At 73.7% G+C, this 24,321-nt stretch carries 23 protein-coding genes; 10 read left to right on the top strand and 13 right to left on the bottom strand.

Annotated features, from left to right (window positions below; genetic code table 11):
* The gene (locus AB0F58_RS13535; protein WP_357142373.1) at positions 1-864 is read left to right on the top strand and encodes a lamin tail domain-containing protein; all 864 of its coding nucleotides are present in this window, start codon (positions 1-3) and stop codon (positions 862-864) included.
* A 162-nt stretch (positions 865-1,026) separates the two neighbouring features.
* Here the strand turns inward: AB0F58_RS13535 and AB0F58_RS13530 are convergent, their stop codons facing one another.
* Together AB0F58_RS13530 and msrB are read right to left on the bottom strand one after the other, a co-directional pair.
* On the bottom strand, positions 1,027-1,287 hold the full coding sequence (locus AB0F58_RS13530) for a Prokaryotic metallothionein (protein WP_357142372.1): 261 nt from the start codon (positions 1,285-1,287) through the stop codon (positions 1,027-1,029).
* 110 nt (positions 1,288-1,397) lie between these two features.
* Positions 1,398-1,808 (bottom strand): peptide-methionine (R)-S-oxide reductase MsrB, encoded by a 411-nt coding sequence (gene msrB, locus AB0F58_RS13525; protein ID WP_357142371.1) that lies wholly within the window; start codon positions 1,806-1,808, stop codon positions 1,398-1,400.
* A gap of 47 nt (positions 1,809-1,855) precedes the next feature.
* Between msrB and ligD the strand changes: the two genes are divergently transcribed.
* Positions 1,856-2,881 carry a non-homologous end-joining DNA ligase gene (ligD, locus tag AB0F58_RS13520; RefSeq protein WP_357142370.1) on the top strand — a complete coding sequence of 342 codons (1,026 nt, stop codon included), beginning with the start codon at positions 1,856-1,858 and terminating at the stop codon, positions 2,879-2,881.
* Between the two features lie 32 nt (positions 2,882-2,913).
* On the opposite strand, the gene AB0F58_RS13515 is transcribed toward ligD, so the two are convergent.
* The 4 genes from AB0F58_RS13515 to AB0F58_RS13500 form a co-directional block, all read right to left on the bottom strand.
* A complete protein-coding gene (locus AB0F58_RS13515) occupies positions 2,914-3,816 on the bottom strand; it encodes a hypothetical protein (protein WP_357142369.1) in 903 nt (300 codons plus the stop codon).
* Positions 3,817-4,105: 289 nt separating this feature from the next.
* Complete coding sequence (locus AB0F58_RS13510) at positions 4,106-4,558, bottom strand: GNAT family N-acetyltransferase (protein WP_357142368.1); 453 nt, start codon at positions 4,556-4,558, stop codon at positions 4,106-4,108.
* A gap of 53 nt (positions 4,559-4,611) precedes the next feature.
* Positions 4,612-6,210: an alpha/beta hydrolase gene (locus AB0F58_RS13505; RefSeq protein WP_357142367.1), complete on the bottom strand. Its 1,599-nt coding sequence runs from the start codon at positions 6,208-6,210 to the stop codon at positions 4,612-4,614.
* A 27-nt stretch (positions 6,211-6,237) separates the two neighbouring features.
* A complete protein-coding gene (locus AB0F58_RS13500; protein WP_357142366.1) occupies positions 6,238-7,338 on the bottom strand; it encodes an ATP-dependent DNA ligase in 1,101 nt (366 codons plus the stop codon).
* Between the two features lie 137 nt (positions 7,339-7,475).
* On the opposite strand from AB0F58_RS13500, the gene AB0F58_RS13495 reads away from it, so the two are divergent.
* Both AB0F58_RS13495 and AB0F58_RS13490 read left to right on the top strand, forming a co-directional pair.
* Positions 7,476-7,688, top strand: coding sequence for a hypothetical protein (locus tag AB0F58_RS13495; RefSeq protein WP_357142365.1), 213 nt, complete (start codon positions 7,476-7,478; stop codon positions 7,686-7,688).
* A gap of 57 nt (positions 7,689-7,745) precedes the next feature.
* On the top strand, positions 7,746-8,255 hold the full coding sequence (locus AB0F58_RS13490; protein WP_357142364.1) for a DUF1990 domain-containing protein: 510 nt from the start codon (positions 7,746-7,748) through the stop codon (positions 8,253-8,255).
* A 55-nt stretch (positions 8,256-8,310) separates the two neighbouring features.
* Here AB0F58_RS13490 and AB0F58_RS13485 read toward each other — a convergent pair whose 3' ends face one another.
* The 7 genes from AB0F58_RS13485 to AB0F58_RS13455 all read right to left on the bottom strand — a co-directional run bounded on the left by AB0F58_RS13485 (position 8,311) and on the right by AB0F58_RS13455 (position 17,427).
* A complete protein-coding gene (locus AB0F58_RS13485) occupies positions 8,311-9,213 on the bottom strand; it encodes a DNA-3-methyladenine glycosylase 2 family protein (protein WP_357142363.1) in 903 nt (300 codons plus the stop codon).
* Between the two features lie 121 nt (positions 9,214-9,334).
* Positions 9,335-10,192: a fused MFS/spermidine synthase gene (locus AB0F58_RS13480; RefSeq protein WP_357142362.1), complete on the bottom strand. Its 858-nt coding sequence runs from the start codon at positions 10,190-10,192 to the stop codon at positions 9,335-9,337.
* 35 nt (positions 10,193-10,227) lie between these two features.
* Positions 10,228-11,187: a hypothetical protein gene (locus AB0F58_RS13475; RefSeq protein ID WP_357142361.1), complete on the bottom strand. Its 960-nt coding sequence runs from the start codon at positions 11,185-11,187 to the stop codon at positions 10,228-10,230.
* Positions 11,184-13,658: an SMC family ATPase gene (locus AB0F58_RS13470; RefSeq protein WP_357142360.1), complete on the bottom strand. Its 2,475-nt coding sequence runs from the start codon at positions 13,656-13,658 to the stop codon at positions 11,184-11,186. Before AB0F58_RS13470 ends, AB0F58_RS13475 begins: the two co-directional genes overlap by 4 nt.
* Positions 13,658-14,809 carry an exonuclease SbcCD subunit D gene (locus AB0F58_RS13465; RefSeq protein WP_357142359.1) on the bottom strand — a complete coding sequence of 384 codons (1,152 nt, stop codon included), beginning with the start codon at positions 14,807-14,809 and terminating at the stop codon, positions 13,658-13,660. Before AB0F58_RS13465 ends, AB0F58_RS13470 begins: the two co-directional genes overlap by 1 nt.
* Positions 14,810-14,821: 12 nt before the next feature.
* Positions 14,822-16,591, bottom strand: a complete 1,770-nt coding sequence (locus AB0F58_RS13460) for an ATP-binding protein (RefSeq protein ID WP_357142358.1) — start codon at positions 16,589-16,591, stop codon at positions 14,822-14,824.
* 89 nt (positions 16,592-16,680) lie between these two features.
* Positions 16,681-17,427, bottom strand: a complete 747-nt coding sequence (locus AB0F58_RS13455; RefSeq protein ID WP_357142357.1) for a pyrimidine reductase family protein — start codon at positions 17,425-17,427, stop codon at positions 16,681-16,683.
* A gap of 149 nt (positions 17,428-17,576) precedes the next feature.
* Between AB0F58_RS13455 and AB0F58_RS13450 the strand changes: the two genes are divergently transcribed.
* The 6 genes from AB0F58_RS13450 (at position 17,577) to AB0F58_RS13425 (ending at position 24,285) form a co-directional block, all read left to right on the top strand.
* Entirely contained in the window at positions 17,577-18,122 is a 546-nt protein-coding gene (locus AB0F58_RS13450) for a plasmid pRiA4b ORF-3 family protein (RefSeq protein ID WP_357142356.1), read from the top strand.
* 273 nt (positions 18,123-18,395) lie between these two features.
* Positions 18,396-19,709: an extracellular solute-binding protein gene (locus AB0F58_RS13445; protein WP_357142355.1), complete on the top strand. Its 1,314-nt coding sequence runs from the start codon at positions 18,396-18,398 to the stop codon at positions 19,707-19,709.
* A 116-nt stretch (positions 19,710-19,825) separates the two neighbouring features.
* Entirely contained in the window at positions 19,826-20,806 is a 981-nt protein-coding gene (locus AB0F58_RS13440) for a sugar ABC transporter permease (RefSeq protein WP_357142354.1), read from the top strand.
* A gap of 11 nt (positions 20,807-20,817) precedes the next feature.
* Positions 20,818-21,720: a carbohydrate ABC transporter permease gene (locus AB0F58_RS13435; RefSeq protein ID WP_357142353.1), complete on the top strand. Its 903-nt coding sequence runs from the start codon at positions 20,818-20,820 to the stop codon at positions 21,718-21,720.
* Positions 21,717-23,150 carry a GH1 family beta-glucosidase gene (locus AB0F58_RS13430; protein ID WP_357142352.1) on the top strand — a complete coding sequence of 478 codons (1,434 nt, stop codon included), beginning with the start codon at positions 21,717-21,719 and terminating at the stop codon, positions 23,148-23,150. The genes AB0F58_RS13435 and AB0F58_RS13430 overlap by 4 nt, the downstream gene beginning before the upstream one ends.
* 88 nt (positions 23,151-23,238) lie before the next feature.
* On the top strand, positions 23,239-24,285 hold the full coding sequence (locus AB0F58_RS13425; RefSeq protein WP_357142351.1) for a LacI family DNA-binding transcriptional regulator: 1,047 nt from the start codon (positions 23,239-23,241) through the stop codon (positions 24,283-24,285).
* Positions 24,286-24,321: the final 36 nt, after the last annotated feature.

The raw sequence follows: 24,321 nt of genomic DNA, 5'->3' as shown, positions 1-24,321 counted from the left end.
ATGAGCACTGCCCTGACCACCGGTAGCTGGTCGACCCTGAGCGTGAGCCCGCCGAATCTGAACGGACTGGGTACCGAGCACGTCCGGTGGGGCATCCCGGCCGGCGCCGGCCAGAGCGGATACGTCTTCCGCGGCGGCTCCGTCGAGGTGCGGACCGACGGCACCGAGTTCACCCTCGGCACGTACACGCACGAGAACTTCCCCGTCATCGCCATGGCGGATCGTCAGTTCGACGTGGGCCTGGTCGTGCGGGTGGCCTTCGAGGACGGCACCGAGGCGAACTTCAGCTTCCGCTTCCACCACAACGAGACGCCGAACGACGGGCCGACGCCGGACGACGTGGTCGACCTGCCGACGTTCGTCTCGCCGGAGACCGTGACGATCGACGGGGTCGAGTACGGCGTGGTGATCAGCGGCTTCAAACGGGGCGGTCAGGTCGTCCGGACCTTCGTCAGCCCGGAGAACGGCGTGAACAGCGCGGACATCGTCGCGATCTTCGCCCGTGCCGGTCTCCCGGACGTGGTCATCACCACCGTGCGCAACCGGGGCGACGTGAAGTACACCCAGGCGGACGAGTACGTCGAGATCGTGAACCGGGGCACCGTGGCCGCGAACATCAGCGGTTGGACGCTCGGCGCCGACGACGCCGGCCAGGACTTCACGTTCCCGCCCGGCACCGTGTTGCAGCCGGGGCAGCGGATCAGGATCTACACCAACCAGCAGCACCCCGAGTGGGGCGGCTTCTCCTACGGCAGCGGACGGCCGATCTGGAACGACAAGGGCGACCGCGCGGAACTGCGCGGACCCGGCGGCGAGGTGGTCTCCGAGTACGGGTACGGCTCGCGGGCGTCGACCACGCCCTGACGGGCCGCGCCGGACGTGACCACCGCGTGACCGGCGGCAGTCGGTGCGGCACGACGGTCCCGTGGTGGTCGGGCACGGGCGCGACCGGCGGTGACCGGCCCGACGGTGGAGGCGAAACCACCCCGGACCCCGGCACCGCCGGTGTGCCGTGGCCACTGTCCGTCAGGCCGGGCGGGCACCGACCGCGTCGCTGATCGCGGCGGCCCGCTCGCCCTCGACGGTACGGGCACAGTGCGCCGAGCAGAAGAACCGGCCGGACACCTCGACGCCGTGCCCGACGACCTTCAGTCGGCAGTGCTCGCAGACCGGCGCCAGCTTGTGCACCGCACACTCGAACGAGTCGAAGGTGTGCGAGTCGCCGCTGACCGTCCGGACCTCGAACGCCATCCAGTAGTCGTTGCCGCAGACCTCACAGGTCGCCATCGCGGTACCCCCCACCGACAGTCATGCCCTGAGGGTGCGGCATCGGACGACTCGTGGTGACGGAACCGCCCGAAGTGCGCCCTCTCGGGTGACGTGTCGTGCGGGGCGGCTCAGCCCTGGCGCGGCTCCAGCCGGATGGAGACCGAGTTGACGCAGTGCCGGGTGTCCTTCGGGGTGAAGCCCTCGCCGTGGAAGACGTGCCCCAGGTGGCTGTCGCAGCGCGCGCAGCGGATCTCGACACGTCGCATGCCGAGGGTGTTGTCCGGGATCTCCTTGACCGCGCCGGGCAGCGCGTCGTCGAAGCTCGGCCAGCCGCAGTGCGAGTCGAACTTGGTGTCGCTGGAGAAGAGTTCCACGCCACAGGCGCGGCAGTGGTAGACGCCGGGGGTCTTGGTCTCGACGTACTCACCGGTCCACGGGCGCTCGGTGCCGGCCTGACGCAGCACCCGGAACTCCTCCGGACTGAGTCGGACCCGCCACTCGTCGTCGGTGCGGGGCAGTTCGCTCTCGGAAAGACTCACCCGTCAAGAATAGGCCGGCTGTCACAGGTGTGACATATGGTCGCGGCATGGGTGGCACGAAGCCAGCGGCCGTCGAGATCGAGGTGGCCGGGCACACCGTACGGCTGAGCAGCCCGGACCGGGTGATCTACCCGGCCCGGGGGTTCACCAAGGCCGACGTCTTCCACTACTACCTCGCCGTGGGCGACGGGATCATGCGGGCGCTGCGGCACCGCCCCACCACCCTGCAACGCTTCCCCGAGGGCGTCGAGGGGGAGATGTTCTTCCAGAAGCGGGTGCCGGCCCGGGGCGTGCCGCCGTGGGTCGAGACGACGCGGATCAGCTTCCCCAGCGGCCGGAGCGCCGACGAACTCTGCCCGGCCGACCTGGCCCACGTCGCCTGGGCGGCGCAGATGGGCACCATCGTCTTCCACCCCTGGCCGGTGCGCGCCGCCGACGTGGACCGGCCCGACGAACTCCGCGTCGACCTGGATCCGCAGCCGGGCACCGACTTCGCCGACGCGGTGACGGCGGCCGGCGAGCTGCGGGCCCTCCTCGACGAACTCGGCGCGACGGGCTGGCCGAAGACCTCCGGCGGCCGGGGCGTCCACGTCTACCTGCGCATCGAGCCGCGCTGGACGTTCACCGAGGTGCGCCGGGCCACCATCGCCCTGGCCCGGGAACTGGAGCGCCGGCGTCCCGACCTGATCACTACGGCCTGGTGGAAGGAGGAACGCGGGGCGCACGTCTTCGTCGACTACAACCAGATGGCCCGGGACCGGACGATCGCCTGCGCGTACTCGCTGCGGGCCAACGGCCGGGCCACCGTCTCCACCCCGGTCGACTGGGCCGAGCTGCCCGACGTCGACCCGGACGACTTCCACCTCGGCAGTGTGCCGGCCCGGCTGGCCGAGCGGGGCGACCCGCACGCCGGCATCGACGACCGCCCGTGGGACATCACCCCGCTGCTGGAGTGGGCCGACCGGGACGACGCCGCCGGCTCGGGGGACCTGCCGTACCCGCCGGACCACCCGAAGATGCCCGGCGAGCCCCGGCGGGTGCAGCCGTCCCGGGCCCGACCGGAGACCGACTGAACGCGGGCGGGCGCCGCCGGCGGTGACGGGCCTCAGCGGTCGTCGGGAAGCGCCCCGGAGACCGCGATCAGCACGCAGCCGAGCAGCGCCAGGGCGGTGCCCGCACCCGGCCGGGCCGAGGACATCCCGGCCTCCTGCCGGTACGGGTCGTTCGCCACGAAGTACCAGATCGCCCCGATCGAGCTGCCACAGCCGAGCGTCGTGGCGATCGACCAGCCCCGACTCGCCTCCCGCCAGGGCCGCCGGGCCGTGCCGGTACGCAGCAGCGACGGCACCGCCAGCAGGGCTCCGACCAGCGCGAAGGGCAGCGCGACGAAGACCAGGTCGAGGCTGGTGTCCACCTCGACCCGGTCCGGGTACTCCCGCCGCCAGGACGGCAGCAGGACCGCGACCGCGACCGTCGCCCAGCCGGCGGCCAGGAGCAGCACCCCCAGGCCTCGCCAGCGTGCCCGGGGCGGCCCCGCGACGGCCGGACGAGTGGGCGCCGACCAGATGCCCACCAGACAGGCCAGCAGTGCCCCGGCGGCGGGGAGCAGCGCCGGCCCGGGTTGGGTGAACACCGGGCCCCGGCCGGTGTCGAACGGGGGGTCGAGGGTCCGTACCAGCGACACGGCGATCACCGCGAGCAGCACCACGAGGACCACCGCCAGGGCGGTGCCGACCAGCCGGAGCAAGCGCTGCGGCCGTCCGGTCGCCACCGTCACCGCCCGGGTCACCACCAGCAGCGTGGTCGCCCCGACCAGCCAGGGCCCGGCCACCGCGCCCACCGCCGCCACCTTCTGCTCGAGCGTGGCGGCGACGACCGGGTCGCCGGTGACCGTACGCCAGCGGGTGAACGCGGCGGTGACCAGCAGCGCGGCGGCGAACACCAGCCAGGCCGCGGGAGGCAGCCGCGCCGTCCACGTCGCCGGTGTCAGCCGAGCCCGCCGTGCCATGGCGGTGAATCTAGTGCAGCACCGACCGGTCGCGCCTCCTCCGCCGGTGTGCCCGGCGCGGTGCCCGGTGTGCCCGGCGTCCGGTGCGGGTGCGGGCGTCCGTTGGGTGTGCGGTGCCCCCTTCGGGCTAGTGGGGTGCGCCTGCTCCCGTCCGGGGTGGGAGAGAAGACCGGCTGCCCGTCTGTGCGGGCAGCTCCACAGCGTCGGTGGAGGCACAATCTCGCCGGGAGCCGGGAGCCGGGAGCCGGGAGCCGGGAGCCGGGAGCCGGGAGCCGGGAGCCGGGAGCCGTCAGAGCGGCAGTTTCATCCCCTCGTGGCTGGCGGCGAACCCGAGGCCGAGGTAGAACCGGTGCGCGTCGGCCCGGCGCTTGTCCGTGGTGAGCTGCACCAGCGCGCAGCCCCGCTCCCGGGCGCGGTCGATCACCCAGGTCATCAGGGCCCGCCCGATCCCCGATCCCCGGCGGTCCGTGCGTACCCGGACGGACTCGACCAGGGCGCGTTCCGCGCCGTGCCGGCCCAGTCCGGGGATGTAGGTGACCTGGAGGCAGCCGACCACCTCGCCGCCCTGCTCGGCGACGACGAGTTCGTTACGGGGGTCGGCGGCGATGTCCGCGAAGGCCCGCTCGTACGCCCCGTCGACCACGGCGGCCTCCCGGTCGCGGCCGAGGAGATCGTCGGCGAGCAGGGCGACCACCGCGGGCAGGTCGGCCCGGACCGCTGTCCGGAACACCAGGTCAGGCATGCCGTCGAGGATGGCACAGCCGGCGGGCCGGGCCGTGGCGGGGCCGGCGACGGTCAGCGCGCCGGGCAGCGCAACCCGTCCCGGGGGACGGTCAGGTCGATCAGGTAGGCGTCGACGGCCTCGGTGACGCAGGTGGTCTGCGGGTAGGCGGTGTGCCCCTCGCCCTCCCAGGTGAGCACCCGCCCCACCCCGAGCATCGCGGCCAACGCCGGTGTCTGCTCGTAGGGGGTGGCCGGGTCGCCGGTGGTGCCCACCACCAGGATCGGTGGCGCGCCGTCGGCCTTCCCGGTCGGGTACGGGTCGGGCCGGGCGGGCCACTTCGCGCAGGTCAGCAACCCCACTGCCAGTGCCGGCCCGAAGAGCGGGTACGCCCTGCGCCACTGCCCCTGGAGCTGGCGGATCCGTTCGAGGCTCGGCCGCTCCTCGTCGTCCACGCAGTTGACCGCCAGGTTGGCGTCGAACAGGTTGCTGTAGGTGCCGTCCGGGTTCCGTCCGGCGTACGCGTCGGCGAGGCGGAACACCCCGGCCGGGTCGCCGTCGGTCACCTGGTCGATCGCGCGGGCCAGTTCCTGCCAGCCCTGCTCGGTGTAGAGGGAGGAGATGACCGCGTAGAAGACCCAGCCGGCGGTGGCCTCCCGCCCGTCCGCGCCCCGGACCGGGGAGACCCGGGCCTTGTCGATGGCCGAGGTCACCGCGGCCCGCGCGTCCGGAGCGAGCGGGCAGCGGTCGGCGTTGGCGGAACACCAGCGGACGAAGTTGTCGAAGGCCCGCTCGAAGCCCTTCGCCTGGCTCTCCGAGGCGGCGACCGCCCCCTGGCGGGGGTCGATGGCGCCGTCGAGCACCAGCGCGCGGACCCGCTCCGGGAAGCGCTGCGCGTAGACCGCGCCGAGCAGGGTGCCGTAGGAGTACCCCAGGTAGGTCAGCTTCTCGTCGCCGACGGCGGCGCGTACCACGTCCATGTCCAGGGCGGCCTGCTCGGTGCCGTACAGCGACAGCTGGTCGCCGTACCTCGCCCCGCAGGCCTGGCCGATCCGCTGGTTGAGGGCGACCAGCCGGTCGAAGGCGGCGGTGGACTCCGGGTCGGGGTCGTAGCCGAAGCTGGCCTCGAGGTCGGCGTCGGAGATGCACTCGACCGGGCTGGACCGGGAAACTCCGCGCGGGTCGAAGCCGACGATGTCGAACCGCTCGGTCACCGCGGCCGGCAGCCCGCCGAGCTGCTCGCCGAAGGAGAGGTAGACCGCCGTGTCGACCCCGGAGCCACCCGGTCCACCCGGGTTGACCAGCAGCGACCCGATCCGGTCCCGCTGCTTGGTGGAGCGCGCCCGCAGCAGCGCGATCTCGAAGGTCCCGTCGCCGCCGGGAGTGGCGCTGGCCGACTCGCCCGTGGTGTTCCACCGCCGCGGTACGGCGATCCGGGCGCACTCGTACCGCATGCCCGGCGCGGTGCGTCCGGCCACCTGCTCGGCGGTCTCGGGGCAGGCGCGCCACTGGGGAGGCGCGCCCAGTGGGGCCACCGAGGCCTCCCCCTCCACCTCGGCGCGGGGGGCGAACGCCGGCAGGGTGCAGCCGGTGGCGACCAGGGCCGCCGCGACGAACCCGGCCAGCGCGAAGCGGCCCCGGCGGAACCGGGACGGGTCGGGGATGCGGCTCACGGCCTGCCCTCCAGGATCGTGTCGGCGTCAGTTCGGCTCGGTCGTCGGCACCGGATCGCCGCGCAGCACCTGGTCGACGTCGAAGCGGACCGGGCGTTCCAGTTGGTCGTACCCGCAGGAACGTGGGTCGCGGTCGGGCCGCCACCGGACGAACCGGGCGGTGTGCCGGAACCGGTCGCCCTCCATGGCGTCGTAGCCGACCTCGACCACCAGCTCCGGGCGCAGCGGTTCCCACTCCAGGTTCTTGCCGCCGGTCCAGCGGCTCACCCCGCCCGGGATCCGCTGGCCCCGCTCGTGGTCGCCGTGCGCCCACGGGTGGTCGTCGCCGACGTCCCGGTACGGTTCCAGCTCCGTCAGCAGCTCCTGGCGGCGGGCCATGGTGAACGAGGCGGAGACCCCGACGTGGTGCAGCGTGCCCTGCGTGTCGTAGAGGCCGAGCAGCAGCGAGCCGACCACCGGTCCGGACTTGTGCCAGCGGAAGCCGGCCACCACCACGTCGGCGGTACGGGCGTGCTTGACCTTGAACATGAGCCGCTTGCCCGGCTCGTACGGCAGGTCCGCCGGCTTGGCGATCAACCCGTCCAGCCCGGCGCCCTCGAAGATGTCGAACCAGCGGCGCGCGGTGTCCGCGTCGGTGGTGACCGGGGTGACGTGCACCGGTGGGCGTACCCCGGCCAGCGCGGCCTCCAGCCGGGCCCGGCGCTGCGGGTAGGGCAGGTCGAGCAGGGCCTCGTCGTCGATCGCCAGCAGGTCGAAGGCGACGAAGTCGGCGGGGGTGGTCTCGGCGAGCATCCGCACCCGGGACGCGGCCGGGTGGATCCGCTGGGCGAGCAGCTCGAAGTCGAGCCGGGGCTGCCCGTCGGGGCCGTCGCGCCGGATCACCACCAACTCCCCGTCGACCGCGCAGCGCTCCGGCAGCTGCCGGCGGGCCTGCTCGACCACCTCGGGGAAGTAGCGGGTCATGGTCTTGCCGCCCCGGCTGGCCAGCTCGACCTCGTCGCCGTCCCGGAAGACGATGCAGCGGAACCCGTCCCACTTCGGTTCGTACGTCATCCCCCCGTCGGTGGGGATCCGGGCGACGCTCTTGGCCAGCATCGGCTCGACCGGCGGGTTCAACGGCAGCTCCACGGCGACCAGTCAACCAGACGGGACCGACACCGGTGAGGCAGATCACGCCGCGCGTCCGGTGGCGTCTGTCCCGCCCCGGGGCCCTCCGTCACCCGTGGCCGATCCAGGAAAGCGCAGGTCAGAGCTACCGTCGCCGGGTGCGCGAGTTCGTCTGCGGCTGCTGCGGGCGCTGGCGGGTCAGTGTGGAGCTGATCGGGGGCCGGTACCGGTACCGGCTGGTGCGTCGGTACCGCCCGGAGTTCGGCGGCGGCAAGGACGTCCTCGGCGAGGCCGGATCGGTCACCGAACTGGCGGACCTGCTGGCCCGGCGTACCCCGCTGACCCTGGCCGACCTGCGCGAGGCGGCCTGAGCCGCCGGCCCGGCCCGCGCCGGTCGTACGCTTGCCGGGTCCGCGTCCAGTCCGGAGGTGCCCGTGCCGCTGACCTATCCGCACGTGGGAGCGACCCGGACCGGCAGCCTGCCAGCGGGCTGGCGGCACGTGCGGCACCGGGTGCGGCTTCCCGACGGCTCCTTCGCCGTCGCGGGCGAAGCCGTGCTCAGCTGGCGGCTGCACCGCGCCGCCGGGGTCCGGATCACCGCCGACGCGCCGCGCGCCGCGCCCGGCGTCGCCGTGACCTCCGGGCTGGGCGTCGGCCCGCTGCGGCTCGACGCCCCGTGCGAGGTGGTCTGGGTCGCCGACGACGACCGCCGGGCCGGTTTCGGGTACGGCACGCTGCCCGGTCACCCGGCCTCCGGCGAGGAGGCGTTCGTGGTGGAACGGGACGACGCGGGCCGGGTCTGGTTCGAGATCCGCGCGTTCAGCCGCCCGCAGCGCTGGATCATGCGCGCCGCCGGCCCCGCCGCTCGGCTCTTCCAGCACGGGTACGCCCGCTGGCTGGCGGCCACCCTGCGTCGGCTCTGCGCCCGCGCCGCCTGACCCACCGCGCGGCAGCCGACGCCCCGACGCCGGCCGGGTGGACCCGGGCCGGCGGTCAGTAGGTCGCGAACGAGCGCAGCGGCATCTTCGGGCCGTGCCGGGGCGCGTGCACGCCCCCGGCGGCCAGCAGCAGGCAGACCCGCCCCCGGTGCCCCCGGAACGGCTCCAGCAGCGCCAGCATCCGGGCGTCGTCACCACGCGCCTCGCCGGCCAGCGCCCAGCTCACCGTGTTCGGGACGTGGTAGTCGCCGACGCTGACCGCGTCCGGGTCGCCGTACGCGATCCGGACCACCTCGGCGACGCTCCACGGACCGATGCCGGGGATCGCGGTCAACCGTCGGGTCGCCTCGCCGGCGTCCGCGCACGCCTCCAGCCGGTCGGCGAGCGCCGCGACCCGACGCAGCGTCTCGGCCCGCCGCTGTTCCACCCCGAACGGGTGGAACAGCCAGTACGGCGCGGCGGCCACCGCCGCCGGGTCGGGCGGCAGCAGCAGCGGGAACGGACCCGGCGCGGGTTCGGCGAAGTGCCGCACCGTCGCCGCGTAGGCCCGGTACGCCTCCTTGCCGGTGACCTTCTGCTCGAGGACCGTGCGCAGCACCTGCCGGAAGACCCGGCCGGTGGCCGGCATCCGCAGCCCACGGTGCCGGGCGGCCAGCCGGGACACCACCGGGTGCCGGGCGGCCAGGTCGGCGAAGCCGGTCAGGTCGTCGCGCAGGCCGGCGATCGCCCCGGCGTGCGCCAGCACCCAGTCGGCGCCCGGCCCGTACCCCTCGGCGAGCAGGTCGCCGTCGTGGCGGCGCAGGCACAGCGTGGCCGGCCCCTCCGGCGTGCGGGTCGCCCACCAGAACGCCCCGGCGGCGATCCGGGCGCACGGGTCGTACGGGCTGAAGGTCAGCGCCCGTACCGTCTCGGCGATCCGGTGCTCCGGCGGCGGGCGCAGGATCCGGGTGGCGGTCACCGGGACACTCTGCCACGGCCGGCGCCGGCCCCGGCTGCCAGCGGGCGGCCGGACGTCGGCACCGGCCCCGGGGAGCTGGCGCACGGCCCGCTGCGCGGCACCGCCCCGACGCCGGTCGAGGTCACCGGCGGACGGAGAAGAGTCCGGGCGGGGGTGGCGTGGACGGGGTCGCCCCGGCGTCCCGGACCACCGTCGCGCCGCCGACGAAGCGGTCCAGCTCCGCCCCGGCGACCACCCGTCCGGGGAACCAGTCCCCGGCGGCCCGCCGGGTCAGCGCCGCGACCGGCGGCTCGTCCCGACCGGCGACCAGCACCAGGTTGCCGTACCGCCGGCCGCGCAGTACCGCCGCGTCGGCGACCACGCAGGCCCGGGGCAGCACCGTCCGGACCGTCGCCACCTGGGCGCGGGCGTACCGCAGCGGCGGGCCGTCGGCCAGGTTGACCAGGTACCAGCCGCCCGGACGCAGCACCCGGGCCACCTCGGCGGCGTACTCCACCGAGGTCAGGTGGGCCGGGGTGCGGGCACCGGCGAAGACGTCGGCGACGACCACGTCGTACGCGGCGTCGGGGGTGGTGGCCACCACCTCGCGGGCGTCGGCGACCCGGACCCGGATCCGGGCCTGCGCCGGCCAGGGCAGGACCCGGCGGACCAGCTCCACCAGCGCGCCGTCCACCTCGACCACCCGCGAGGCCGAACCGGGCCGGGTGGCCGCCAGGTAGCGCGGCAGGGTCAGCGCGCCCCCGCCGAGGTGCAGCACCCGCAGCGGTACGCCGTCCGGGGCGAGAAGGTCCAGCGCGGCGGCGAGCCGGCGCACGTACTCGAACTCCAGGTGGGTCGGGTCGGTCAGGTCGACGTGCGACTGCGGTGCCCCGTCGAGCAGCAGGGTCCACGACCCGGGGCGGTCGGCGTCCGGCAGCAGCTCGGCCTCGCCGGTGTCGACCCGTTCGACCATCCGGTCCCCGCCCCGCCTGCGCCCCATGGGGCCCAGTATCCCGGTCGGCCGCGCACCGACGGTCAGCGGCGGCGGCGCGCGGCGGCGGAGAGCGCCCGGTGCAGCAGGCGGGCGTCACCGAGCAGGGCGCGCAACCGGCGTTCCAGGCCGGCGATCGGGACCAGGTTCTGCGGGGCGCGCGGATCCTTGTACGGGGTGGAGGCGAAGCGCGGCAGCGTGACCAGGGAGAGGTCGGCGAGCGCGATCGCGTCGGCCGGATCGAGGTCGGGGGAGCACTCCACCCGCACGATGCCGGCCCACGGCGCACCCCGCGCCACCGGCAGCCGCAGATACCACGACCAGCCGCCCCAGCCGGTGCCCACCCGGAGCCGGAACACCGGACACCGCTGCCCCGGCGCCAGCCCGGTCACCACCGCCGTCAGCCGGGCGTCGAGGTACTGGCTGTGCTGCGTCTTGACGTACCCGAGGGTGCGCGGCAGCTGCCGTCGGGCGCGCAGCGGACCGTCCACCACCAGCAGGTCACCGTCGGTCCGGGCGGCGTCGGAGACCGCCACCTCCAGCGCGGTCAGCGGACCCTGTACGGCGGCCGGCAGCTTGCTCAGCTCACCACTGCCACCGACCCGGTGCACCGGGTACCGCACCGAACCGGCGACCATCTCCTGCGCCGACGGGCTGGCCGTGAACAGCCCCCGGGCCACCCGGGCACCGGCCATCTCCGCCACGCCCCGCCCCAGGTCGCAGCGGACCACGCCGGCCGCGTACGACGCCGCCACACCCGGGTAGGAGACCCCGTCCGACTCGGCCGTCCAGACGCTGGCGTCGATCCGGCGCACCCCGTCGACCAGGAGCACCACCTCGGGGGCCCGCACCCCCGGCCGGAGACCGAGCGCCCGCCAGTCCGCCGCCGGCAGCTCCACGTCCGGGTCGACCTGGGCGCTGCTCGGTGCGGCCGGGCCGCCGGGGGACGCCTCGAACGACGCCCCGTACGCCGGATCCCACGCGTCCACGAAGAAGGTGCTCAAAGGCCGCTCCGCTCGACGCGGGCGCTGCGGGCGTCCTTGCGGACCTCGAAGCGCACCGGGATTCGCTCGGCGAGCGCCGGCACGTGGGTGACCACCCCGACCATCCGGTCGCCCCGGGCGGCCAGGCTCTCCAGCGTGGCGGCCACCGTGTCCAGGGTGGCCGCGTCGAGGGTGCCGAAGCCTTCGTCCAGCACGATCGACTCCAGGCTCGCCGCCGTGGTGGAGAGGCCGGCCAACTGCTCGGACAACGCCAGCGCCAGCGCCAGCGATGCCTGGAACGTCTCCCCACCCGAGAGCGTGCGCACCCCGCGTCGCAGGCCGGCGTCGTGGTGGTCGACCACGAAGAACTCACCCTTGTCGTGGACCAGGTCGTACTGCCCGCCGGAGAGTTCCCGCAGGATCCGGGAGGCTCCGTCGACCAGCACGTCCAGCGCCTCCGCGAGCAGCCACCGCTCGAAGTTGTTGGCCCGGAGGTGACCGGCGAGCGCGCGGGCCACCCGGGACTCCCGCTCGTGTCCGGCCCGCTGCTCCCGTAACCCGGCGGCCTGTTCGCGGCGTTCCAGCAGCCGCCGGTGGGCCGCCTCGGCGCGTTCGACCGCGACGGTGGCCGCCCGGACCGGGTCGTCGTCGGGGGGCAACCCGGCGGTCGCGAAGATGCCGGCGATCCGTTCCTCCACCGCGTCGACGACGGACTCCGCCGCCGTCACCGCCTCGACCAGGCCCGCCCGGTCCGCGCGCCGGCTGGCCGCCTCCCCGCCGGCCCAGCCGGCCAGACCGGCCCAGGCGGCGGCGACGTCGTCCCGGTCGGCGGCCGGCGGACCGAACCGGGCCAGCCCGTCCCGTACCCGGTCGAACTCCCGCCACGCGGCCCGCAGCCCCTCCTCCGCCGCCCCGACCGCCCCCCGGGCGTGCCGGGCGGCGTCCCGCCCCGCGCGCACCGCGCCCGCCGCCTCGTCGAGCGCCGTGCGCAGCCGGGCGTGCTCGGCCAGGTCGTGCCGCAGCGCCTCGGCGGTGGCGGCCCCGGCGAGCTGCTCGTCGACCTCGGCCAGCCGGCCCCGCAGCTGGTCGTGCTGGGCGCGGGCGCGCAGCAGCTCCCGCTCCCGGTCCCGGGCGGTGGTGTCGCACTCCTGCACCCGCTGCCTGGCCGTCTCGCTGGCGGCCCGCGCGGCCTTCCCGGCGGCGACCGCCCGCGCCACCGCCGAGCCGGCCGGGACCGCCGGCACCCGGGGCACCACCTGCTCGCACACCGGGCAGCACGCCCCGTCGGTGAGCTGCGTCCGCAGCGACACCGCCTGGTCGGTGGCCTTCGCGTCCTCGTGCGCCCGGAACGCCGCCTCCAGCTCGGTCCCGGCCCGTTCGGCCGCCGCCCGCGCCTCGGCGAGGGCGGCCACCGCCGCCTCGTGCTCCGCCTCGGCCCCGGCCACCGTGGCGGCCACCGCCGTCGCCTCACCGGTGAGCCGGTCCCGGTCGGCGTGCGCCTTCAGCAGCAGCCGCAGGGCGCTCTCGTCACCCGCCCCGGCCAGCTCGCCACGGAGCTTCTCCTCCCGCTCCTCGGCCAGCGCCACCGCCTTGGCCGCCTGGTCGACGCCGGCCCGCGCGCCCGCCACCGCCCGGGCCACCTCGGCCACCCCGCCCGGCGGGCGCACCGCGTCGAGCACCGCCAGTTCGGTGTCGAGGGCGGCCAGCGCCGCATGCGCCTCCCGCGCCGCCGTCCGGGCCCGGTCCCGCTCCGGTACGGCTTCCGCGACCGCGCCGGCCAGCTCGTGTGCCCGGGTCACGGCGGACTCCGCCTCGGCCAGCGCCGCGTCGTCGACGTCGGTCAGGCCGCCGAGCATCCGGGCGACCTCCTCCAGCCGCGCCTCGGCCTTCCCGGCCCGCTCGGTGGCGTGCTTCTGCACCTTCTCGTACACGCCGAGGCCGAGCAGGTTGACCAGGATCTGCTGCCGGGTGGCCGGCTTGGCGTGCAGGAAGTCCGCGAACTGCCCCTGGGGCAGCACCACGCAGCTGGTGAACTGCTCGTACGGCAGGCCGACCGCGTCCAGGACCGCCTGCTCCATCTCGGCCGGGGTGCCGGCCAGCACCTCGCCGAGATCCTCCGGGCTGAGCCCGGTGTCCAGCTTGGTGACGTCGAAGCCGGGTGGCATGAGCTGCAACCCGGCGTTGGTGGTCTTGACCGTGCCCCGGCCGTCCCGGCGGACCACCCGGGTGGCGACGTAGCGGTCCCCGGCGGACTCGAACACCAGCCGGACCCGGGCCTCGACGGCGGACGGGGCGAGGGCGTTGGCCAGTCCCCGCGTGCCGCCCCAGCGGGGGACCGTGCCGTAGAGGGCGAAGCAGATCGCGTCCAGCACCGTCGACTTGCCCGAGCCGGTCGGCCCGACCAACGCGAAGAAGTCGGCGTCGGTGAAGTCGACGCACGTCTCCTCGCGGAAGACCGTGAAGCCCGCCATGTCCAGCCGCATCGGGCGCATCAGCGGTCGACCTCCTCGAAGAGTTCGTCGAAGAGCTCCCGCACCCCGTCGTCGTCGTGCCCGCGCCCGGCCAGGTAGTCGGCGAAGAGCTGCTGCGGGGAGCGGCCGGCGCGCTGGGCCGCGCGGGCGCCACCGCCGGGAGCGGGCAGCAGCTCCGGGTCGATCCGGATCTCCAGCGCGCGGGGGAGCAGCTCCTGCACCTCCTCGCGCAGCCCGGCCCGGGGCTGCTCCCGGACGAAGACCCGCAGCCACCCCTCGGGCGGCTCCGACTCGGCGAGCTGGGCCAGCGTGCCCCGGACGGTGCGCAGCGGCACCGCGGCGGAGACCGGCACCTCGCGGACCTGTGCCGCCGTGCGCGCGGTCACCTCGACCAGCGTCACCGAGCAGACGTTCTCCTGCTCGCCGAAGTCGATCGCGATCGGGCTGCCGCTGTACCGCACCGGGCAGGGACCGTCGACCCGCTGGGCCCGGTGCAGGTGTCCGAGTGCGACGTAGTGGGCGGTGCCCGGGAAGACGGTGGCGGGGACGGCGTACCCCATGACGGTGTGTGCGTCCCGTTCGCCGCCGCCGGTGCTCGCGCCGACCACGGTCAGGTGCGCGGTGACCAGGTGCACCCGGTCGGGCTCGTCGAAGCCCTCGGTGAGCCGGGCGAGCACCCGCCCCAGGTGGTCGGCGTACGTCTGGGTGGCCTCGGCGGCGGTCAGCTCGTACATCTCCACCGCGCGGACGGCGTACCGGTGGGAGAGGAAGGGCAGCGCGGCGATCCGCCAGCGCTCGCCACCGGCGGTCGTGCCGTCGACGACCAGGTCGGCGGGGCTGGTGTCCCGGACGCTGCCGCGCAGCACGATGCCGGCGGCCTCGGCCCAGGGGCGCAGCGCGTCCAGGGCCGGGCCGTTGTCGTGGTTGCCCCCGATGACGACCACGTCCGCGCCGGTACGCCGCAGCGCGGTCAGCGCCCGGGTGACCAGCCGGGTGGCCTCCGGGGCGGGGGAGCCGGTGTCGTAGAGGTCACCGGCGACCACGACCAGGTCGGGCCGCTCCTGCCGGGCGATCTCGATGACCTGGGCGAGGACCTGCTTGTGCTCCTCGGCGCGGGACTGGCCCTTGAGGACCTTGCCGACGTGCCAGTCGGAGGTGTGCAGGATCTTCACGGGTGGTCCCCCTCAGAACGGGATGTCGTCGTCGGTGCCGCCCGAGCCGACCACGGCGAACGGGTCGGCGGCCTGGGTGATGGACCGGAGCGTCTCCGACGGGGCGTGACCGGCCTCGGAGACCCGGGTGGCCCAGGCCGGGAAGGGGAACTCCAGGCAGAGCGGCACCGGGATGTCCGGCTGGTTGACGAACATGGTGCCCGGCTTGGCCAGCAGCGCCCGCTGCCGCTGGGCCGGCGGGAGGAAGCCGTACTCCGGGCGGGACGCCTCGGCCGGGTCGAGCCGGCCGACCACCCGGATCGCCGAGTTGGTGACGATCCGCCGCTCCACCTCGCTGGCGGTCTGCTGCGCGCCGACCAGGATCACCCCGAGCGAGCGGCCCCGCTCGGCGATGTCGAGCAGCACCTCCTTGATCGGTGAGGAGCCCTCCCGGGGGGCGTACTTGTTCAGCTCGTCGAGGACGACGAAGAGCAGCGGCCGGGCGGTGCCGGCCTTCTCCTTGCGCTCGAACTCGCCGCGCAGCGTCACCCCGACCACGAACCGTTGCGCCCGGTCCGGCAGGTTGTGCAGGTCGACCACGGTGACCTGGGCGCTCTCCGCGGTGTTGATGGAGTGCGGTCGGCGGGTGGCGAGGTCGCCCCGGATCAGCCGGCCGAGGTCCTTCTTGCTGCCGATCAACCGCCGGGCGAAGGCGTTCACGGTGCCGATGCCGACCGCGCTGCCCGTCCAGTCGCTGCGCGTCTCGTCGTCGTTGAGCTGCTCGACGATGTGGTCGACCAAGTCGCCGTAGGAGCCCAGCCGGGTGCCGTCGATGCTCACCCCGCCGTCGGCGGGCTGGGCGTACCGGGCCAGGTGGGCGGTGACCGCGTGCACCACCATCGTGTACTGCTGGCGTTCGTCGTCGGCGTCGGCGAAGACGTACGGCAGGAGCCGGTCGGCGCAGAACTCGCTCAGCGTCCAGTAGAAGCTGTCCACGCCGGTGAGCCGGCTGCTGACGTCCGGCGTGCCGGCGGAGTCGCCGACCCGGGGCGGGGCGTGCACGCGCACGTCGGGGAAGGCTCCGGCGGCCAGCCCGAGCTTCGCGTACGCCGCCCGGGTGGGATCGTCGAGCCGGGTGTTCGGATGGTCGAGGAAGAGCAGGTCCTCGCCCTTGACGTTGAAGATCAGCGCCTTGGCGTTGACCGCGTCGCCGCCGAGCACGCCGGAGCGGAACACCGAGTAGAGCAGGAAGGTGGCGAAGCTGGTCTTGGTGGCCACCCCGGAGATGCCGGAGATCGAGACGTGGGCGCCCCGGCTGCCGTCGAGGAAGTCGGCGTTCAGGTAGACCGGCACCCCGTCGCGCCCCGTCCCCATCGGGATGCGCCGTTCCATCCGGTCGAAGTGCAGGGCCCGCGCCCGGGCGTCGCCCTCGGCGCGGCGGACCACCGCGCCCGGGGTGGGTGGGACGTACAGCTCCGGGTCGACCCGGGTGGTGGTGATCTCGGCGGCCTCCTGCACCTGGGCGGGGAGGGTGCCGTCGGCGATGGCGAAGACGTCCGAGTCGAACTGGGCGCCCTCGTGCCGGGCGCGGACCTGGGTGACCACCCCGGCGATCGTCACCGGCTCGCGGTCGGGCAGCTCGCGCCGGGTCACCACCACGTCGTCGAGCTGGAGGTAACTGCCGTCGGCGACCGCCGTCCAGAACTGGAGCGGGGTGGCGTCGGCGGTGCCGAGGACCCGGCCCACCGCCTCGCCGGAGACGTCGAACGCGTCGTCGGCCGTCACCGGGCTGTCGTCGGTCATCGCCGGGCTCCGCTGGTCAGTCGCATTCGCTCAGGGCACACGTGCTGCATCCTGCCCCAGCGGTACGACAGGTTGCCAGTTACGACCGGTCAGTCCCGGGCGTGGCGCAGCATCAGCACGCCGTCGTCGGTGGCGAGGACGTGCCGCAGCGGCAGGTCGCGGGCCGGGCCGCCGGGCCCGGCGGTGATCCGGCCGGCTCCCGGTCCGGCGAGCAGCGGCGCGACCGTCAGGCAGACCTCGTCGACCAGGTCGGCGGCGGTGAGCGCGCCGAACAGCTGCGGTCCGCCCTCGCAGAGCAGGTGGTCGAGACCGCGTCGGCGCAGTTCGGCCAGACCGGCACCGAGGTCGACCCGGTCGGTCCCGCAGCGCACCAGGTCGGCCACCTCGGTCAGTCCGGCGGGGGCGGTGGCGCCGTCGGTGGTCAGCACGACCGGCCGGACCGGGGCGTCGGCGAAGGCGGCCTGCGCCGGGTCGAGGCGGAGCGAGCCGGAGACCACCACCAGCGTCGGGTACGCGGCCAGTCCGTGCGCCCGCCGCCAGGCCCGTCGGGTCCCGTCGAGGCGTACCGCCCGGTAGCCCTCGTGCCGTAGCGTGCCGGCGGCCACCACGAGCGCGTCGCAGAGCATCCGGAGCAGTCCGAACACCCGCTTGTCCGGCTCGCCGGAGAGGCCGGCGGAGTAGTCGTCCAGGGCGACCGCGCCGTCGATGCTGGTCACGAAGTTGACCCGGAGCCGGGGGCGGTCGCCGCGACCGTAGAGGGCGGTCAGCGCCGCGTCGTCCAGCGGCCCGGTGACCGGTCCCGGCCAGGCCCGGTGGATCGGGATCCCGACGCTCATTCGCTCGCCGGACCGGTGACCGGAGGGGTCGGCGCGGGGGTACGGTGCTGACAGTCGCACCAGTTCCGGCCCGGGCAGTCACCGTGCCGCTTCGCCCGGCACGCTCGGCAGATCATGCTGGCAGCCTATGCCGAGGGAGGATGGACAGCATGCCGCGTCAGGTCTTCCAGTTGCGGGTCTCCCTGAACGGGGTCCGTCCGCCGGTCTGGCGGCGGGTGCTGGTGCCCGGCGGCTACACCCTGGACCGGCTGCACCGCGTGGTGCAGCACGCCATGGGGTGGCGCGACTGTCACCTGCACAGTTTCGAGATCGACGGGGTGCAGTACGGCGCTCCCGACCCGGACGACGGGCTGGCGGTGCGCGACGAGCTGGACACCCGGCTGGACACGGTGGTGGGCAAGGGGGGCCGGTTCCACTACACCTACGACTTCGGGGACTGGTGGGAGCACGAGCTGGTCGTGGAGGACATGCTGATCGCCGATCCGGACGGGTGGTACCCGGCCTGTCTGGACGGGGAGCGGGCCTGCCCGCCGGAGAACGTCGGCGGACCGGCGGGCTACCGGCTCCTGCTCGACGCGCTGGCCGACCCGGCGCATCCCGAGCACGACGCGATGCGCGACTGGCTGGGTGGGACCTTCGACCCGTCGGCCTTCGACGCCGGCCGGACCGGCACCCTGCTGCGCCGGTTCTGCTGACCGCCGCCGCCCGCGCCCGTTCCGCCGACCGGTGGGGCGGGCGCCGGTGCGTGCGAGGACCGTCGGCCGCCGGCCCGCCCCGATAACGGGTCGCATCTGACCATTCCTCCGCCCACGGGTCAATCGCCCCGTGGTGAAACGCTTTCGCGGTAACGATATGGGAACGCTCCCACGATCTATTGACACGCCCGTTACCCGCCGGCAATCTCATGGGAGCGCTCCCGTGGCGCCCCCACCACACTCGAATGCCTCACCACCGAAAGAGGGGTCAGGATGAGCCTCACCTTCCGCCGCCGGCGGTTCGCGGCCATCGCGCTCGCGTCCGTCGCGGCGATCGCCAGCGTCGCGGCCTGTGGCAGCGACGACTCGGACACCGGCAGCTCCGGCGAGAAGATCACCCTGGTGGTCGACGTCTTCGGCGACCAGGGGTTCGGCTACGACGAGCTCTACAAGCAGTACGAAGCCGCGAACCCGAACGTGAAGATCCAGGAGCGGGGCAAGGGGCTCGGCCTGGGTGACTACAACACCCGACTGACCCAGCAGGTCACCGCCGGGTCGGGTGCCGGCGACGTGGTCGCCCTCGAGGAGGGCACCATCGTCCAGTTCTACGCCCAGGCCGACAAGTTCGTGAACCTGGCCGACCACGGCGCCAACGACCTGAAGGGCAACTTCCTGCCCTGGAAGTGGGAGCAGGGCACCACCCCCGACGGCAAGGTGCTCGGCCTCGGCACCGACGTCGGCTCGATGGCGCTGTGCTACCGCAGCGACCTCTTCAAGGCCGCCAACCTGCCCACCGACCGGGAGCAGGTCGCGCAGCTCTGGCCGACCTGGGACGCCTTCATCGAGACCGGCAAGAAGTTCGCCGCCGCCGACCCCAAGCACAAGTTCGTCGACTCGGCGACCAACTTCTTCAACGTGGTGCTGATGCAGGTCGCCGGCGCCGGCACCGGCTACACCTACTACGACAAGAGCAACAAGCTGGTCATCGGCGAGAACCCGGACGTCCGGACGGCGTACGACCTCACCACCAAGATGATCGACGCCAAGCTGTCGAACAACCTCCAGTCGTTCTCGAACGAGTGGAACGCCGGGTTCAAGAACGGCACCTTCGCCACCATCGCCTGCCCGGCCTGGATGACCGGTGTGATCAAGGGGCAGGCCGGCGACGCGGCGGCCGGCAAGTGGGACATCGCCAAGGCCCCGGGCAGCGGCGGGAACTGGGGCGGTGCCTTCCTCGCCGTGCCGAAGTCCAGCAAGAACGCTGCCGAGGCGGCCAAGCTGGTCAAGTTCCTGACCGACGCGAAGGGGCACGTCGAGGCCTTCAAGAAGGTCGGCAACCTGCCGTCGTCCCCGCAGGGTCTGGCCGACCCGGCGGTCGCCGACTCCACCAACGCGTACTTCAGCAACGCCCCGGTCGGCAAGATCTTCGCCGCCGGCGCCGCCGAGCTGAAGCCGGTGTACCTCGGCCCGAAGAACAACGCGGTCCGGACCGCCGTGGAGAACACCCTGCGCGCGGTCGAGCAGGGCAAGCCCGCTGGTGAGCAGTGGCAGGCAGCGCTGAAGAACGGCGCGGCTGCCGGCAAGTGACCCTGGCCGAGCAGCACACGGGTGGCGTCGACGGCGGCAAACGCCCCGGCGCCACCCGCGGTGCGGCCCGACGCCGCCCGCCACCGGGCGGCGTCGCCTGACGTGAAGGACCGCTGATGAGTCTCGACCTGCACGCCGAAGCTCCCCCCGACGCCCGCCCGCCCCGCCCCGCCCCGCCCGAACGGGGCCGCTTCGCCGCCCTCACCCGGCTGGACCTGAAGTACTCGCCCTACCTCTACGTCCTGCCGTTCTTCGCCATCTTCGCCGTGTTCAGCGCGTACCCGATCGGCTACACCGTCTGGATCGCGCTGACCGACCGCTCCCCGCTGAACGCCACGATCAGCTTCGTCGGGCTGGACAACTTCGTCGAGCTGTTCACGAACGACCCGCAGTTCTGGAACGCGGTCTACAACACCTTCGGGATGTTCCTCCTCTCCACGGTGCCGCAGCTGCTGATCGCCCTGATGCTGGCGAACGCGCTCAACCGGCGGCTGCCGGCGCAGACGTTCTTCCGGATGGCCATCGCCATGCCGATCATCACCTCGACCGCCGTGGTCGCGCTCATCTTCTCGATGCTCTACGCGCGCGAGTTCGGCCTGGTCAACTGGGCGCTCGACCTGGTGGGCATCGAGCCGATCGACTGGCGGGCCAACCGGTACGCCTCCTGGTTCGCCATCTCCACGATGGTCGACTGGCGGTGGATCGGGTACAACGCCCTGATCTACCTCGCCGCGATGCAGTCGATCAGCAAGGACATGTACGAGGCGGCGTCGCTCGACGGCGCGTCCCGGCGGCGGCAGTTCTGGTCGATCACCGTCCCGCAGCTCCGCCCGACGATCATCTTCACGCTGATCATCTCGACCATCGGCGGGTTGCAGCTCTTCACCGAGCCGCTGCTGTTCACCAGCGGCTCCGGCGGCATCTCGGGTGGCTCGGAGGGCCAGTTCCAGACCATCACCATGTACCTGCTCGACGTGATGAACACCCGCTTCCGCTGGGGGTACGCCGGCGCGGTCGCGCTCGTGCTCTTCCTGCTGATCGCGCTCATGTCGGTCGTGAACTACCTGCTGGCCCGTCGGATCAGCTCGGACAAGTGAGGGTTGCGCAGATGACGACCACGACGCTCCGTCCCCCCGTACGTCAGCCCTCGCCCCGCCCGGCGCGCAGCGGGCACCGGGCCGCGCAGCTCTGGAAGGCCAGCCCGCTCACCTGGGTCGGCCTGGTCCTCGGGGTGATCCTCTCCCTCTTCCCCTTCTACTGGATGATCGTCATCGCGTCCCGCACCAACGACGCGGCGAACTCCTGGCCGCCGCCGTTCCTGCCCGGCGGGAAGCTCGGCGAGAACATCGAGCGGGTGCTCGCCAACGGTGACGCCAACGTGCTCAAGGGCCTGATGAACTCGTTCCTGGTCTCCGGGACGATCACCGTCGCCACGGTCTTCTTCGGCTCGCTCGCCGGCTTCGCCTTCGCCAAGCTGAAGTTCCGGGGCAAGAACGCGTTGCTGCTGGTCATCCTCGCCTCGATGATGGTGCCCATCCAGCTCGGTGTGCTGCCGCTCTACATCCTGATGGCGAAGCTGGAGTGGCTGAACACGATGCCGTCGGTGACGGTGCCGTTCCTGATCGGCGGCTTCGGCATCTTCATGATGCGGCAGTACGCCGAGCAGGCCGTGCCGAACGAACTGATCGAGGCGGCCCGGGTGGACGGCTGCTCCACCTGGCGGATCTACTGGCACGTGGTCGCCCCGGCGCTGCGCCCGGCCGCCGCGGTGCTCGGGCTGCTCACCTTCATGGAGCAGTGGAACCAGTTCTTCTGGCCGTTCGTGGTCCTCGCCGACCCGTCGAACCCGACCGTGCAGATCTCGCTGCGGAGCCTGAACACGGCATACTTCGCCGACAACTCGCAGATCTTCGCGGGAACGTTGATCGCCACCCTGCCGTTGTTCGTCATGTTCATCCTGTTCGGCCGCCAGATCATCGGCGGGATCATGGAAGGTGCGGTCAAGTCGTGAGCAACCCCGCCACCCCGCCCGGCGTCGACCTCCTGGACCAGGGGCCGGAGCTGGTCTTCCCGCCCGGCTTCCTCTGGGGCGCGGCCACCGCCGCGTACCAGATCGAGGGGGCCGCCACCGAGGGCGGTCGGACCGCCTCGATCTGGGACACGTTCAGCCACACCGAGGGGCGCACCGTCGCCGGGCACACCGGCGACGTGGCCTGCGACCACTACCACCGGATGCCCGCCGACGTGAAGCTGATGGCGGAGCTGGGGCTGCGGTCGTACCGGTTCTCGGTCTCCTGGCCCCGGGTGCAGCCGGGCGGTTCCGGTCCGGCCAACGCGGAGGGTCTCGACTTCTACCGCCGGCTGGTCGACGAACTGCGCGCCCACGACATCGAGCCCTGGGTGACCCTCTACCACTGGGACCTGCCGCAGGAACTGGAGGACGCCGGGGGCTGGCCGGCCCGGGACACCGCCGGCCGGTTCGCCGACTACGCCGCGCTCGTGCACGACGCGCTCGGCGACCGGGTGCGGTACTGGACGACGCTCAACGAGCCCTGGTGCTCGGCGTTCCTCGGGTACGGCTCCGGGGCGCACGCCCCGGGCCGCTCCGCCGGCCTCGAGGCGGTCCGGGCCGGGCACCACCTGATGCTCGGACACGGCCTGGCCACGCAGGCGCTGCGTGCCGGTCGGCACGCCGCCGAGGTGGGGGTGACCCTCAACCTCTACCCGGTCACCCCGGCCAGTGACGCACCCGGCGACGCGGACGCCGCCCGGCGGATCGACGGGATCGCCAACCGGTTCTTCCTCGACCCGATCCTGCGCGGGCGGTACCCGGCCGACCTGATCGCCGACCTGCGCCCGGTCAGCGACTTCGGGCACGTCCGCACCGAGGACCTGGAGATCATCTCCAGCCCGCTGGACCTGGTCGGCGTCAACTACTACAGCCGGCACGTGGTCGCCGCGCCGGTCGAGGGCGCGGCCCCGGAGAAGTACTGGCGGGCACCGTCCTGCTGGCCGGGCAGCGAGTCGGTGCGCTTCGTCACCCGGGGGGTCCCGGTCACCGACATGGACTGGGAGATCGACGCCCCCGGTCTGGTCGAGACGCTGCGTCGGGTGCACGAGGAGTACACCGACCTGCCGTTGTACGTCACCGAGAACGGGTCGGCCTTCGTCGACACCGTGCACGACGGGCGGGTCGACGACGCCGACCGGCTGGCGTACTTCGACGCCCACCTGCGGGCCGCGCACGAGGCGATCGACGCCGGGGTGCCGCTGCGCGGGTACTTCGCCTGGTCGCTGATGGATAATTTCGAGTGGGCGTGGGGCTACACCAAACGCTTCGGCATGGTGTATGTCGACTACGACAGCCAGCTCCGCATCCCGAAGTCCAGCGCCAGGTGGTACGCCGAGGTGATCCGACGCAACGGTCTGGCCGCACAATAGGCCGCAGGGCCAGCCAGTAACGGGCGGCTCCGGCGGGTTCCCGATCCCGGGTTCCCGCCGGTCCGCCCGACGTCGGAGGAGCAGAACCATGACAACCCAGCGCACCCGGTCCCTCGGGCGCCCGACCCTCGACGCGGTGGCGGCCCGCGCCGGCGTCGGCCGCGGTACGGTCTCCCGCGTGGTCAACGGCTCGCCGCAGGTGAGCCCGGAGGCACGGGCCGCGGTGCAGCAGGCCATCGCCGAGTTGGGCTACGTGCCGAACCGGGCCGCCCGCGCCCTGGTCACCCAGCGTACCGACTCGGTGGCCCTGGTGGTCTCCGAGTCCGGTGAGCGGGTCTTCACCGAGCCGTTCTTCGCCGGCATCGTCCGGGGGATCAGCTCCGGGTTGCTGGAGACCCCGATGCAGCTCTGGCTCGCCATGGCCCAGTCGCCGGTCGAGCGGGAGCGGGTCGAGCACCACCTGACCAACCAGCACGTCGACGGCGTCCTGCTGCTCTCCCTGCACGACGCGGACCCGTTGCCCACGCTGTTGGAGGAACGCGGCCTACCCACCGTCCTCGGCGGGCGTCCGGCGCGGATGCTGCGCCCCGGGGCCCAGCCCGCCTACTTCGTGGACGTGGACAACGTCGGCGGCGCCCGGCAGGCGGTGGAGTACCTCACGACCAAGGGCCGGCGGCGCATCGCCACCATCGCCGGCCCGCAGGACATGGGCGCCGGCCTGGCCCGGTTGACCGGTTACCGGGAGGCCGTCGCCGCGACCGGGAGCCAGGTCAACCCGGCGATGATCGCCTACGGCGACTTCAGCGAGGGCAGCGGGACGGCCTGCATGCGCCGGCTGCTGGAGTCCTGCCCGGACCTGGACGCCGTCTTCGCGGCCAGCGACCTGATGGCGTACGGCGCGCTGCGCGCGTTGCGCGAGGCGGGCCGCCGGGTGCCCGACGACGTGGCGGTCGTCGGCTACGAGGACTCGCCCCTGGCCCGGCAGGCGGACCCGCCGCTGACCACGGTCTTCCAGCCGGTGGAGGAGATGGGTCGGCAGATGGCCCACCTGCTGGTCTCCCGCATCCGTGGCGATGAGCTCCCGGCCCCCTACGTCCTGCTCGACACGCACATGGTGCCGCGCGCCTCCGCCTAGCGCGGAGGTCGGTAGGCGTCACGTCTCTGTTCACGC

The organism is Micromonospora sp. NPDC023956 (assembly GCF_040639195.1).
GTDB lineage: Bacteria > Actinomycetota > Actinomycetes > Mycobacteriales > Micromonosporaceae > Micromonospora.
This window is presented reverse-complemented; position numbering and strand designations above follow the sequence as displayed.

Bases quoted from the DNA above. Each gene is read 5' to 3' on its own strand.
- AB0F58_RS13535 (WP_357142373.1), top strand. From the start codon at position 1: ATGAGCACTGCCCTGACCACCGGTAGCTGGTCGACCCTGAGCGTGAGC.
- AB0F58_RS13425 (WP_357142351.1), top strand. From the start codon at position 23,239: ATGACAACCCAGCGCACCCGGTCCCTCGGGCGCCCGACCCTCGACGCG.
- AB0F58_RS13450 (WP_357142356.1), top strand. From the start codon at position 17,577: ATGCCGCGTCAGGTCTTCCAGTTGCGGGTCTCCCTGAACGGGGTCCGT.
- ligD (WP_357142370.1), top strand. From the start codon at position 1,856: ATGGGTGGCACGAAGCCAGCGGCCGTCGAGATCGAGGTGGCCGGGCAC.
- AB0F58_RS13460 (WP_357142358.1), bottom strand. From the start codon at position 16,591: ATGACCGACGACAGCCCGGTGACGGCCGACGACGCGTTCGACGTCTCC.
- AB0F58_RS13445 (WP_357142355.1), top strand. From the start codon at position 18,396: ATGAGCCTCACCTTCCGCCGCCGGCGGTTCGCGGCCATCGCGCTCGCG.
- AB0F58_RS13530 (WP_357142372.1), bottom strand. From the start codon at position 1,287: ATGGCGACCTGTGAGGTCTGCGGCAACGACTACTGGATGGCGTTCGAG.
- AB0F58_RS13455 (WP_357142357.1), bottom strand. From the start codon at position 17,427: ATGAGCGTCGGGATCCCGATCCACCGGGCCTGGCCGGGACCGGTCACC.
- AB0F58_RS13435 (WP_357142353.1), top strand. From the start codon at position 20,818: ATGACGACCACGACGCTCCGTCCCCCCGTACGTCAGCCCTCGCCCCGC.
- AB0F58_RS13515 (WP_357142369.1), bottom strand. From the start codon at position 3,816: ATGGCACGGCGGGCTCGGCTGACACCGGCGACGTGGACGGCGCGGCTG.
- AB0F58_RS13510 (WP_357142368.1), bottom strand. From the start codon at position 4,558: ATGCCTGACCTGGTGTTCCGGACAGCGGTCCGGGCCGACCTGCCCGCG.
- AB0F58_RS13440 (WP_357142354.1), top strand. From the start codon at position 19,826: ATGAGTCTCGACCTGCACGCCGAAGCTCCCCCCGACGCCCGCCCGCCC.
- AB0F58_RS13470 (WP_357142360.1), bottom strand. From the start codon at position 13,658: ATGCGCCCGATGCGGCTGGACATGGCGGGCTTCACGGTCTTCCGCGAG.
- AB0F58_RS13480 (WP_357142362.1), bottom strand. From the start codon at position 10,192: ATGGGGCGCAGGCGGGGCGGGGACCGGATGGTCGAACGGGTCGACACC.